Below are 13,460 nucleotides of genomic sequence, written 5' to 3' on the forward strand. Positions count from 1 at the left end.
ATTATATGCATATAAGGCACAATTTATAACTGGTAGTCTTATTCATGCTATTAGATTTTATTATAGTAAATATGGAACTAACATTGATGATGCCTTATTAGATATATATTCAGAATATCAAGTTTTTGAAAGCAATGTATTGACTTATCTTAATAAACTTAAAGGAAAATGTCACGATTAAGCGACTTATATAAAGCTATGGAAACCCTCCGTAAAGAAGGGCTTCCTGTAAATGAAGATCTTGAAAGAAAAGCTAATGAACTTGAAGAAGAAATAATTAAAAAAGAAATTCTTCCAGTGTTAAGCAAAACTATAGAACCGGCCTTACAACCAGTACAGAGAGAACTTTTATTGGTCGTTGATTATGTGCCTGGAAAACCGTTAAGTGTGCGTTTAAGTCGTAAACGCAATATCGATAATATTTTAACGGATGCGATAGAAATTAAACCAGACCCTATTGTTACACATCGTTCAAATGGCCCGCAAAAGGCAAAGAAAGAAGATATTGCTCCAAAGACATTATTACGTGTTACAATGCCGGATGGTACTGTAATAGAGAATGATAAAGCTAAGGATACTTTTGTTGAAGTAATATGCCGTATAGGTATTGAACGGGTTCGTCCGCTTGGCTTGAAGTTTTGTAAAGTGCCAATCATATCTAATATAAGGGATGCGAAATATGGAAAAGCACAAGTACCAGTAGATGGAGGGTAGCTTATACTGACTCATAGTTCAACTAATGATAAGAAAAAACAACTTGACAAAATAGCCAAAGCGTTGAAAATAAGGATGAAAGTTGAAATAGTGTAACTGGTAAATTACTTTGATGATTCTCATTTCCAAAATTGGGAATAGAAGAAGTGATAAAATGCGATTTGGAAATGAGAACTACTAATGATGATATAATGGAAAGCTGTTATCCCGGATATCCGTTCGCTAATGATGAAGCAAGACTGGAATGTCTGTTCAAATTATATGAGAAAATGACAAAAAACAAATAGGTAGTATGGAAAGAAATGGAATACGTATGAACGAAAAGGATTTACAGGAATTTCTTCTTCGAAATTATGGACATGAAAATGCAGCCTGTGAATGGAAGGAATATAAATCTTTGAAACATACTCTGAAAGGTGATGCAGGAAGGGATCTTATTTCGTATGTATCCGCAATCAGCAATATGGAAGGCGGAAGCATCGTAATGGGAGTTAAAGATAAGACCTTGGATATCGTCGGTATTCAGGATTTTCATACTTATACGGTTGACAATTTATGCCTTGCCTTGTTGGATAACTGTGCTAATTTACCTACAGAAGGGCTTCGCTTAGAGGAATTTAAAACCATAGATACGCAAAAAACGGTTTGGATTCTTCATGTGCCTAAACATCAGTTACGTCTGCCGGTCTATGCGCACAGTAAAGCATGGCAGAGACAAGACGAACATTTGATAGAAATGACTTCATCCAGACTGGTTACTATATTGAATGAAGTGGAGCAGCGCATAGACTGGAGCGGTGAACTGATACCTGAAGCTACACTTGCCGATTTGGATGAAGAGGCTTTGGTAAAAGCACGATTTGAATATAAGAAATGTCATCCCCGTTTGGCGGAAGAAGTAGATAAATGGGATAATATAACTTTGCTGAACAGAGCCGGAGTGGCTGTAAAAGGTGTGTTGACAAAAGCAGCCATATTACTTCTTGGAAAAGAGGAATCCGCACACCTGATTAGGCCGGCAGTGGCACAAATCACTTGGATATTAATGGATGAAAATGATACGAAAATTGATTATGAGCATAAGTCCATTCCATTTATACTGACAGTTGACAAAATATTAAGCCTTATTCGTAATTTGACTATCAGAGAAATGCCTGGCAATACCTTATTTCCTGATACAATGAAGCAATATGACGACTATAGTATAAGGGAGGCATTACATAATTGCATAGCACATCAGGATTATACACTGCAAGAACGTATTACGTTGATAGAACAGCCAGGTTCGTTATTGTTTTCTAATGGAGGAACTTTTTTGCCACAGACTCTTGAAAATGCTCTCGAACAGGATGGACCACAGAAGTATTACCGCAATTTCTGCCTTTGTCAGGGAATGGTGAATTTTAATATGATAGATACGATAGGCCGTGGAATAAAAAAGATTTTTACGGAGCAGCAGAAACGCTTTTTCCCTATGCCTGATTATGTTATAGACTGCGACAAAAAAGAAGTAAAGGTACGTATCTATGGAAAGATGATTGATGAAAAGTATGTAGAGCTATTAAAACAGATACCTGATTTGTCGCTAAATGAATGTATTGCATTGGATTGTATTCAGAAGCATAAGCCCATTCAGGCTGATATTGCCAAAAAATTGAAGGCTAAAGGATATATTGAAAAAATTAAAAGTGAGTGGTTTATTTCTGAATATATAGCAAGAGAAACCAAGCAGCTTCCTGACTATGTAAAACAGAAAGGGTTGGGAAGAAAATACTATAAGGATATGGTTCTTAGATTATTGTCTAAGAACAAGAAAGGTTTGGGACGTGAAGATATAGATAATTTGTTGTTGGATATGGTACCAAAGTTTTCAAAGAATCCATCAAGTTACATTGGCAACTTATTATCTGAAATGAAAAACAAGGATAATACCATCTATTTAGATGGAAATAGATGGAAAATAGATGAAAAATAGATGAGATAGAACTCCTCTGTAAATTTATTGATTTGAAAATCAGTAAGTAACAGCTGAAAAAATAGATGAAAAACATATAGAAAATAGATGAAAAACAGATGGAACAGATAAGTAAAAAGAATAGGTATGTTTTGCAAACCTGTTTAAACCTTTTGCAAAAGGTTTGCAATACGCTCAGTGAACGCATAACGAACGGTTAGTGAACATAGAGTGAACAGGATTTGATTATAACAGTCTGCCAAAATCAGGAAAAGATAATAAGGTGACGTGTTTACAGATTGTTCAGCAGTTGTTCGTTGATTGTTCACTGGCCGTTCGCTGAAAGAAGATTTGAAAATTATGCCAAAAAGGTTGTAAGGTTATAACCTTTTTAGGGACTGAAGAAACTGAACGCTATGCGTACACAGCCCACTCTGACTCTTGCGGATATGAAAGAGGAGACTGGTATCAGTGTGACGGCTATTCAGAAATTATTGGATCAGTTGATTTCAAGTTAAGTATTTAGATGTTTCTAACGGTGTTTAAACAGCGTTTAAATGGTTTTTAAATGCTGTTTAATACTTCTTTATAGCATAGGGGTTGTAATATCTCGTTGCTTTGTTTATTTCACGTATTAAGTCTGTTCTATTGGTCAATTCGTCGGAATATATTGTCCTTTACGTCGTTAAAAGGTCATTATTTGTAGGATAATAGATGTTTTATCCTATTTTTTAGCTACCTTTGTACGCTAACTGTTTATAACTTAATGATGACTGACGTAAAATCACCACTTTTGGGTAAAACTTTAGATGAACTTAAATCTATTGTATTGGATTTAGGTATGCCAAAGTTTACTGCAAAACAGATTGCTTCATGGTTGTATGATAAGAAGGTTTTTTCTATTGATGAAATGACAAACCTGTCGGTTAAGAACCGTGAACTACTGGCACAGAAATACGAGATTGGTGCTACACCGCCTGTGCATGAAATGCGTTCTGTAGATGGAACTGTGAAATATTTATTCCGTACTCCGGAAAATGACTATATTGAAGCTGTTTATATTCCTGATGATGACAGGGCAACATTGTGTGTCTCATCGCAGGTGGGATGCAAGATGAACTGTAAGTTCTGTATGACTGGAAAGCAAGGGTATGCCAATAGTCTTACTGCAGCACAAATACTTAACCAGATTTATTCAATCCCTGAAAGAGAGACATTGACGAATGTGGTTTTCATGGGTATGGGTGAGCCTTTCGACAATTTGGATGAAGTGCTTCGTGCCTTGGATATTCTTACTGCAGATTACGGATATGCATGGAGTCCGAAAAGGATAACTGTATCTACGGTTGGACTAAAAAAGGGATTGGAAAGATTTCTGGAAGAGAGTGATTGCCATTTGGCTGTAAGTCTGCATTCTCCTTTCCCGGAACAAAGACGTGAACTTATGCCGGCCGAAAAGGCTTTCTCAATAATGGATATTATAGAAATACTGAAGCGTTATGACTTTAGTAAGCAGAGGCGCCTTTCTTTTGAATATATTGTGTTCAAAGGTGTAAATGATAGCTTGATATATGCAAAGGAGCTGGTGAAGATTTTAAAAGGACTTGACTGCAGGATGAATCTTATTCGTTTCCATGCAATACCTGATGTGGATTTGGAGGGAACTGATATGGAATCGATGTTGGCATTCCGTGATTATTTGACACAGCATGGCGTGTTTGCTACTATAAGAGCATCCAGAGGTGAAGATATATTTGCTGCCTGTGGTATGCTTTCTACTGCCAAACAGCAGGCTGATAAAGAAAATGTGTAAACCAATAAGAAATATGAGAAATATGAAACGTATTGCTTTTTATTTTAGTTTCGTGATAATTGCTGCGCTTTTGGGTTCTTGCCGCAACGGAGGTAAAAGTATTATCACTCCGGTTTCAAGCGGAAGACCTTATGAGGTTTTGGTGGTAGCAGATGACAATTGCTGGATGAGTCCGGACAGTGCTTTGTATCATGTACTTGATACGGATGTTCCCGGATTGCCTCAGCCAGAACGTTCGTTCAGAATCTCACGTATCCGTCCTGCGCATTTTGACCGTGTGATGCGAATCTTCAGGAATATCATAATTGCAGATATTCAGGATATTTATACACAGACCAAATTCAAATATGTACGTGACGCGTATGCTTCGCCTCAGATGATAATGACCATACAGTCGCCAAGTCAGGAGGAATTTGCAGAATATGTGAGCAAGCATGGACAAGTGATAGTGGATTTCTTTACCCGTGCGGAAATGAACCGCCAGATAAACCTTTTGCGTGAAAAACATAATGGTGCAATTTCGGCAAAAGTTGGAAGCCTTTTCGACTGTGACATATGGTTGCCTAATGAACTGAATTCTTTTAAGGAAGGCAAAGATTTCTTCTGGGCTTCAACAAATCTTAATGATATGAACTTCGTAATGTATTCTTATCCATTTAGAGATAATAATACTTTTACTAAAGAGTTTTTCATAAATAAGCGTGATTCGGTAATGAAAATCAATATCCCAGGTTCTATGGAAGGCATGTATATGGAGACAGCAGATTCTATGTTCGTGGATGTTAAGAATATAGCAGTGAAGGGTGACTATGCTTTCGAGGCAAGAGGACTGTGGGAAATGAAAAATGATGCAATGGGAGGTCCGTTCGTGTCGCATGTAAGGGTAGACAGGGCCAATGCAAGGGTAATAGTGGTAGAAGCATTTGTCTATAATCCTGGAAAATTGAAACGTGACTTGATGCGCAAGCTTGAAGCTTCTCTTTATACACTGAAACTTCCGGCACAGAAAGAAGTATTTGAATTGCCTATAGGTGCAGGTGTGACAGAAATTACAATTACCGGCGATTCTATAAAATAAGTATACATACATATATCTAAAGTATAGACATGGAAAGACGTAAAATAAGAGTGGGAATCACCCACGGTGATATCAACGGAGTAGGGTATGAAGTGATTTTGAAAACTTTTGCAGTACCTGAAATGATGGAACTATGTACACCTGTAGTGTATGGTTCTCCAAAAGTGGCTGCATATCATCGTAAATCAATGGATATATCTGCAAATTTCAGTATAATAAACTCTGCTAAGGAAATACAGGATGGAAGACTGAATGTATTGAATTGTACGGCCGAAGAACTGAAAGTGGAAGTTGGCAAGCCAACTGCTGAAGCTGGAAAGGCTGCCCTTGATGCTTTGGAAAGAGCTTTGGAGGATTATAGAAATGGTGGAATAGATGTATTGGTTACTGCTCCTATCAATAAGCATACTATCCAGTCGGATACATTCCATTTTCCGGGGCATACTGAATATATCGAAGAACGTGTTGGTGATGGAAACAAGTCTTTGATGATTCTCATGAAGAATGATTTCAGGGTTGCACTGGTGACAGGACATGTACCTATGAGAGATATTCCTTCTATCCTGACAAAGGAACTTATAGTGGAAAAAGTGGAGATTTTCAATAAATCATTGAAACAGGATTTTGGTATAGGTTGTCCACGAATAGCCATTTTCTCATTAAATCCTCATGCCGGAGAAAACGGACTTTTGGGTACAGAAGAACAGGATATAATCATTCCTGCGATGGACGAGTTGAAGGCTAAAGGTATACAGTGCTTTGGCCCTTACCCGGCAGATGGGTTTATGGGATCGGGTAATTTTACTCATTTCGATGGTATCATGGCTATGTATCACGATCAGGGATTGGCTCCATTCAAGGCTCTTGCTATGGATGAAGGGGTTAATTATACAGCAGGTTTACCAATCGTAAGAACTTCGCCTGCTCATGGTACAGCATATGATATTGCCGGACAAGGTATTGCTTCGGAAGATTCGTTCCGTCAGGCCATTTATGTGGCTATTGACGTTTTCCGTAACAGATGTATGGAGAAGGAGATAAGTGCAAATCCGCTTCGAAAACAGTATTACGAGAAACGTGATGATAGCGACAAACTGAAACTTGACGTGGAATATGAAGAGTAAATTCAGGAATATCTTTTTCGTAATAGGTGTAGTAGCTGTAGTTATAATGCTTTTCGGTATGGATATGACATACGATGATGTCGTGTCGTGTATCAGGAAAGCAGGTATATGGTTCCCGGTTTTACTTTTATTGTGGATGTTTATATATGGCATAAATGCAGGAGCATGGTATGCCATTATATGCAACGGACTAAAAGGTACTAAGGTTCCATTTATGAAAGTGTTCAAATATACCATAACGGGCTTTGCACTAAATTCAACTACGCCGGTAGGACTTATGGGAGGTGAACCATACCGTATTATGGAGTTAAAACCGTATGTAGGTATCGAGAAAGCATCGTCCAGTGTGATATTATATGTCATGATGCATATATTCTCCCATTTTTGCTTTTGGCTGTTTTCCTTGTTGATATATATATTATCCTATTATAGCCAGATAAACAGAACTTATGTAGTGGTCATGAGTATTTTTGTAGTGGCCTGCATGATAGGTATATATTTTTTCATTAAGGGATACCGTTCCGGTATGGTTATGAAACTGATGCGCTTTTTACAGCGTATGCCGTTTATAAGGAATAAGATAACAGGATTGATAGAAAAGAAAGGAGATACTTTTGTCCAGATAGATAATCAGATAAAGGATTTGTATAGGAACAATAAATATACTTTCTTTACTTCCTTATCACTGGAGTTTGTGGCAAGAGTGGTTTCTTGTCTTGAAGTATATATAATCTTGCTGATATTTTCTACCGATGCAAGTTTCTTCGATAGTATTTTGATATTGGCTTTTACATCATTGTTTGCCAATCTGATGTTCTTTTCTCCTATGCAGCTTGGTGCGCGCGAAGGTGGATTTGTTATGTCAGTGGCTCTGCTTTCAATTCCGTATTCTTACGGTGTTTTTATGGCTTTGCTGATAAGAATAAGAGAGGTAGTATGCGTTATTATAGGTATAGCGTTGATGAAAATAGGTAATAAATAGAGATATGAGTTTGGAATCATTTAATAGAGGATTAAAGTCAACTTTGAAGTCTGAGGATACTGAAGGTTTTTTTGAGATATATGTTACTCGTCTCAGCGGGTATGTATGGGCCTTATTTTTCAAAAAATTAGGTGTACATCCTAATGTAGTGACTATTATATCAATTATTTTAGGAATGCTTGCCGGATACATGTTTTATTTTGATGATCTGAAACATGGAATCTTAGGTATATTTCTGCTTATATGGGCAAACTGGTATGACTGTGCCGATGGACAATTGGCTAGAATGACAGGAAAGAAGAGTCTTCTGGGACGTGTTCTTGATGGTTTTGCCGGAGATTTGTGGTTCTTCTCCATATATTTCTTCATATGTTTAAGGTTGAATGACGAATGGGGTATATATATATGGTTGCTGGCTGCATTTTCAGGATTTATATGTCATAGCAAGCAGTGTGCTTTGGCCGATTATTACAGAAATATTCATATGTTTTTCCAGAAAGGAAATGTAAACTCTGAATTCGACAAATCTTCCAGACAGACAGAAAAGATGAAGTCTCTTTCATGGAAATCTGATTGGTTTGAGAAATTATATCTGTTTTTCTATATAAAGTATACTAAAAGCCAGGAAAGTATGTCGCCATCACTGCAAAAACTTTTACGTGGGGTAGAGGCTAAATGGCTTAATAAAGGAAATGATATACCTTCTGAATTTAGAGAAGAGTATAGAATGTATAGTAAGCCACTTATGAAATATACCAATATTCTGACTTTCGATACCAGGGCTTTTGTTCTTTTTGTTTCTATACTCGTAAAAGAGCCGTGGATATTTTTTGTTTTCGAAGTTACTGTTCTCAATGTCTTGTTTTTCTATATGAGATATAAGCATGAGAGTTTTTGTAAGAAAATGTGCAAAAAATATTGTTTATAAAGATAAAGGTATGGATAAGAGAATAGCTTTTATTACTGCAGGAGGGCATGGTGAAAGAATGCATGAGCAGACTCCTAAGCAGTTTCTTTGTCTTAATAATGTGCCAATAATTGTATATACTCTAAAAAAATTTGAACAAAGTGACAGTATAGACGTTATATTGGTAGTATGCCTGAGTGGATGGGTGGAGCAGTTGAAGGAGATGGCAGTCAAGTACAATATAACAAAACTGGTTGCTGTAGTCGAAGGTGGAAATAATAGTCAGGAGTCAATATCAAACGGTATAAGATACTTGTTGGATAATGGCTACGATGGTGATGATATAGTAATGGTTCATGAGTCCGTTAGACCATTTGTTACTGAAAAGATTATCTCGGATAACATTTCCACCTGTTTGGAAAAGGGTAATGCGGTAACTGTTATACGTGGAAATGAATCTTATCTGTTTAGTGAAAATGGAATATCTTCGGACAAGCATTTTCTGAGGGAGTCAATGTATATGGTACAGACTCCACAGACTTTTAGGCTTGGAGTGATAAACAAAGCTCTAAAAGAGGCTGAAGAAAAGGGTATATTGTCACAATCACTATATATACTTATGTCGCAACTGGATTATACCCCGTTGTATCTGGTTGAGGGTAACAGGTTTAATCTTAAATTGACCTATCCGGAGGACTTAAGGATATTTGAACTTATAATTTCTGAAACGCAAAAATATTCATTATAAAGAATACTAAATTAGAAAATAGAATAATTATAGAGCATGATGACTTGATTGGAGGGAATCTTGATAGGTTTATCTGCTGTTTGATTTCATGTAGAAAAAATTGTATGGTAAGAAGGATTTTTATAATAATCATGTTGTGTATTTGGGCGGTAGGTTTACGTGCTCAGATTCATGGTATTGTTATAGATTCTGAAACCGGTGAACCTATCCCATATTTGAATATATATTATGACGGTAAAGGTATTGGTACAATAACAGACATCGACGGAAAGTACTCAATTCCATATTATGATGGTTGGAACAAACTTACATTCTCTATGGTAGGATATACGAAACAGGAAATAACCGTTTCGTCAAAGACTACGGAACTGAATGTAAGTATGAAATCGGACCTCGTGCTTGACGAAGTTATTGTAAAACCTAAAAAAGAGAAATATTCAAGAAAGAACAATCCGGCTGTAGAACTGATAAAAAAAGTTATCGCATCTAAGAGGAGAACTAATCTTGAAAATAATGATTATTACTTCTATAATAAGTATCAGAAAATTACTCTTGCCGTAAACGACATTACTCCTGATTCACTTAAGGAGTCATGGCTGTTCAAGAAGTATCCGTTCTTGCGCGATCAGGTAGAACCGTGCGACGTTACAGGAAAGCTGATATTGCCGGTTTCTGTTGATGAGACTGTATCACAGAAGATTTATAGAAAGGAACCTCGTTCTGAGAAGACCATTATACATGGAATAAACTCAAAAGGTATAAACGAATTGTTCAGTACCGGTGATATGCTTTCAACCGTATTGAAAGATGTTTTCCAGGATATAGATATTTATGAGGACCGTTTCCGGTTCTTGCAGCATTACTTTGACAGTCCTATTTCGGAGGCTGGTATAAGATTCTATAAGTTTTATATCATGGATACAATATACGTGGAAAAAGATAAATGTTTCCACCTTACGTTTGTTCCGAACAATTCACAGGACTTTGGATTTACAGGACATTTATATGTTCTGGCCGATTCTACGTTCCGTGTGAGACAGTGTGAAATGAATCTTCCACAGAAGACGGATATAAACTTTGTCGACCATATGATTATCAAGCAAAAGTTTGGCGAACTTCCTACCGGGGAATGGTCGTTGATGGAGGATGATATGTTGTGCGAGTTATCATATCTTAAGAAGGTTTTAGGCTCGTATATGGTAAGACGTACAACGAGAAATTTTGATTTCTCGTTCGAACCTTTGCCTGATAATATGTTCAAAAAGAAGGGCTCTGAAATAAAGGATGTGAATGCCATGATGCGTGATGAAGAGTATTGGAATAAATACAGGCAGGAGAAACTCACAGAATCAGAAACCAGAATGGGGGGCTTTATTGATGACTTGGCTAAGATAAAAGGATTCAAGTATATTATTTTCGCCCTAAAAGCCTTGATTGAGAATACCGTTCAAACAGGTAAGGATAGTAAAGTTGATATAGCACCAATCAACACAATGATAACTTCAAACTATATTGATGGTTTGAGATTGCGTGCTTCTGCTATGACTACTGCCAATCTGCATCCTAATATATACTTGAAAGGATACTATGCATACGGATTTAAAGATAAGAAATCAAAATATATGGGAGAGCTTGAATATTCTTTTGATAAAAAGGAATACTTGCCAAGTGAGTTCCCGAAACATTCGATGACTTTTACATATCAGTATGATAATATGCTTCCTTCGGACAAATTTATTGATACTGATAAAGATAATGTGTTTACAGCATTGAAAGTTTGTCAGGTGGATCAGTATAACTATGAACGTAAAGCTATAATAAAATATGAACGCGAACGTGAATTTGGCTTTAAAACCACTGCAATATTGAAGCATGCCAACTATGAGCCTTGCGGTGAGTTGTTCTACAGAACAATGGCAGGCGAGAGTGCATTGCAGAGTGCTATTGCCAATGGCTCTTTGTCTGGTAACAAGTGGGTAAAATCACCTTATAATACTCATGACATAACAGTGACAGAAGCTTCATTGGCTTTGCGTTATGCTCCTGGCGAAACATTTGTAAATACAAGACAGCGAAGAATCCCTGTCAACCTTGATGCTCCGGAATTTACATTGCAGCACACTGTAGGATTGAAAGGTGTGCTAGGTAGTGACTATACATACAATATGACCGAGGCCAGCGCATATAAACGTTTCTGGATGAGCTCATGGGGTAATATTGATATATACCTGAAAGGCGGTATACAGTGGAATAAGGTTCCGTTCCCATTATTGATAATGCCGGCGGCAAACCTCTCGTATATTATCCAGGATGAAACGTTCAACCTGATAAATAATATGGAGTTCCTGAATGACCGATATGCGTCGCTTGATTTTTCATGGAATATGCAAGGCAAACTTTTCAACCGTATACCATTGATAAATAAGTTGAAATGGCGTGAGTTTATCGGTGTCAAGTGCTTGTGGGGAACACTTACAGACAAGAATAATCCTTTCCTTGAACAGAACAGGAATGATGACATGCTTATGATGTTCCCTGGACATTATGATAGAACCGGAAAGTATAATTATTCCAGCTACGTCATGGACCCTAAAGTCCCTTATGTGGAAATAACAGCCGGAATTCATAATATATTTAAACTCCTGCACGTAGAGTATGTAAGACGTCTTAATTATAATCATCTTCCTACTGCCAATAAATGGGGTATACGATTGATGATACGTACGGTGTTCTAAAGTAATTTTCTGCCATATTTACTTATTCTTCCCAAAGATTTTGTAAATTTGGCAGACAATTTTTATTATATGGTAAAGTCGGATATTCAAAATATAAAGTTACGCTTTGGTATTATAGGTAATACTGAAGGACTTAACAGAGCGATTGATATAGCAATGCAGGTGGCTCCTACGGATTTGTCTGTACTGGTAACCGGCGAGAGTGGAGTTGGTAAGGAAAGTTTTCCGCAGATAATTCACCAGTTCAGCCGAAGGAAACACGGACCCTATATTGCCGTCAACTGTGGTGCAATTCCGGAGGGTACAATAGATTCGGAACTGTTTGGACATGAGAAAGGCGCTTTTACCGGAGCTATAAGCGACAGGAACGGTTATTTTGCTGAAGCAAACGGAGGTACAATTTTTCTTGACGAAGTTGGTGAATTGCCTTTGTCTACACAGGCAAGGCTTTTGCGTGTGCTCGAATCTGGAGAATACATAAAAGTAGGTTCGTCTAAGGTTCAGAAAACAGATGTAAGAATAGTTGCTGCTACAAACGTGAACTTTGCAGATGCTATAGCAGAAGGGCGTTTTCGTGAGGATTTGTATTACCGATTGAATACCGTTCCCATCAAAGTTCCTCCTTTGAGGGAGAGACCTGACGATATAGCACTGTTGTTCAGAAAGTTTGCGGCAGATTTTGCGGAGAAATATCGTATGCCTTCAATACAGCTTAATGAGCAGGCTAGACGTATGCTCGTGGAATATCCGTGGCCGGGAAACATACGTCAGTTGAAAAACATTACTGAACAGATTTCCATTATTGAGACTAACAGAGAAATTACTCCGGAGATTCTATCAACATATTTGCCTGATATTGCCAACAGTTCAAGATTGCCGGCTTTTGTGGGTGGTAAGGGAAGTCATTCGGGCGGTAAGAGTTTTGAAAGCGAACGAGAGATTCTGTATCAGGTGCTTTTTGATATGCGACGCGATGTTACAGAACTGAAAAAGCTGGTTCACGAAATAATGACAGAACGCGAGGCCGGACATCATGTTACTCATCCTGTAGACAGTAGTTCTCACTTTCTTCAGACTCCTACACTGGACGTTATAAGCGACGTGCCTATGGTGGTTCCTCCAGTTAAGCAATATCCGCAAGTAAGCCAGATACAGCCGGTAAATAAAGTCTCTTCAATTACTCCGGTTTCTTCTGTAACATCTAAACATTCGGATTCCGATTATCAGGATACTGAAGTGTATGTAGAAGAAAATCTTTCGCTTGATGATGTGGAGAAAGAGATGATAAAAAAAGCATTGGAACGTCATAATGGCAAGCGAAAAAATGCTGCCAACGATTTGAAAATTTCTGAAAGAACATTATATAGAAAAATTAAAGAATATGGACTTGAATAAAATAAGCAGA

At 37.4% G+C, this 13,460-nt stretch carries 11 protein-coding genes; all 11 read left to right on the forward strand.

The features are described 5' to 3' along the window. Nucleotides 1-181 (forward strand): hypothetical protein (locus tag I6E11_RS04485; RefSeq protein WP_235336628.1); only part of this gene is annotated, 181 nt, incomplete at its 5' end. A 17-nt stretch (nt 182-198) separates the two neighbouring features. Then, complete coding sequence (locus I6E11_RS04490) at nt 199-714, forward strand: Rossmann-fold NAD(P)-binding domain-containing protein (protein WP_235336629.1); 516 nt, start codon at nt 199-201, stop codon at nt 712-714. 292 nt (nt 715-1,006) lie between these two features. Beyond that, nucleotides 1,007-2,689, forward strand: coding sequence for an RNA/DNA-binding domain-containing protein (locus I6E11_RS04495; RefSeq protein WP_235336630.1), 1,683 nt, complete (start codon nt 1,007-1,009; stop codon nt 2,687-2,689). Nucleotides 2,690-3,437: 748 nt separating this feature from the next. Beyond that, nucleotides 3,438-4,481, forward strand: coding sequence for a dual-specificity RNA methyltransferase RlmN (gene rlmN, locus I6E11_RS04500; protein ID WP_235336707.1), 1,044 nt, complete (start codon nt 3,438-3,440; stop codon nt 4,479-4,481). A 22-nt stretch (nt 4,482-4,503) separates the two neighbouring features. Then, a complete protein-coding gene (locus I6E11_RS04505) occupies nt 4,504-5,559 on the forward strand; it encodes a DUF4837 family protein (protein ID WP_235336709.1) in 1,056 nt (351 codons plus the stop codon). A 29-nt stretch (nt 5,560-5,588) separates the two neighbouring features. Continuing rightward, complete coding sequence (gene pdxA / locus I6E11_RS04510; protein WP_235336631.1) at nt 5,589-6,683, forward strand: 4-hydroxythreonine-4-phosphate dehydrogenase PdxA; 1,095 nt, start codon at nt 5,589-5,591, stop codon at nt 6,681-6,683. Next, nucleotides 6,673-7,665: a lysylphosphatidylglycerol synthase transmembrane domain-containing protein gene (locus tag I6E11_RS04515; RefSeq protein WP_235336633.1), complete on the forward strand. Its 993-nt coding sequence runs from the start codon at nt 6,673-6,675 to the stop codon at nt 7,663-7,665. Before pdxA ends, I6E11_RS04515 begins: the two co-directional genes overlap by 11 nt. Before the next feature lie 4 nt (nt 7,666-7,669). Further along, complete coding sequence (locus I6E11_RS04520) at nt 7,670-8,593, forward strand: CDP-alcohol phosphatidyltransferase family protein (RefSeq protein ID WP_235336635.1); 924 nt, start codon at nt 7,670-7,672, stop codon at nt 8,591-8,593. A 10-nt stretch (nt 8,594-8,603) separates the two neighbouring features. Continuing rightward, on the forward strand, nt 8,604-9,320 hold the full coding sequence (locus I6E11_RS04525; RefSeq protein WP_235336636.1) for an IspD/TarI family cytidylyltransferase: 717 nt from the start codon (nt 8,604-8,606) through the stop codon (nt 9,318-9,320). Between the two features lie 104 nt (nt 9,321-9,424). After that, nucleotides 9,425-12,055, forward strand: coding sequence for a DUF5686 and carboxypeptidase-like regulatory domain-containing protein (locus I6E11_RS04530; RefSeq protein ID WP_235336638.1), 2,631 nt, complete (start codon nt 9,425-9,427; stop codon nt 12,053-12,055). Nucleotides 12,056-12,124: 69 nt separating this feature from the next. After that, a complete protein-coding gene (locus tag I6E11_RS04535) occupies nt 12,125-13,450 on the forward strand; it encodes a sigma-54 interaction domain-containing protein (protein WP_235336711.1) in 1,326 nt (441 codons plus the stop codon). Nucleotides 13,451-13,460 lie beyond the last annotated feature (10 nt).

The sequence above is a fragment of the Bacteroides caecigallinarum genome (genome assembly GCF_021531075.1).
Taxonomy (GTDB): domain Bacteria; phylum Bacteroidota; class Bacteroidia; order Bacteroidales; family Bacteroidaceae; genus Phocaeicola; species Phocaeicola caecigallinarum_B.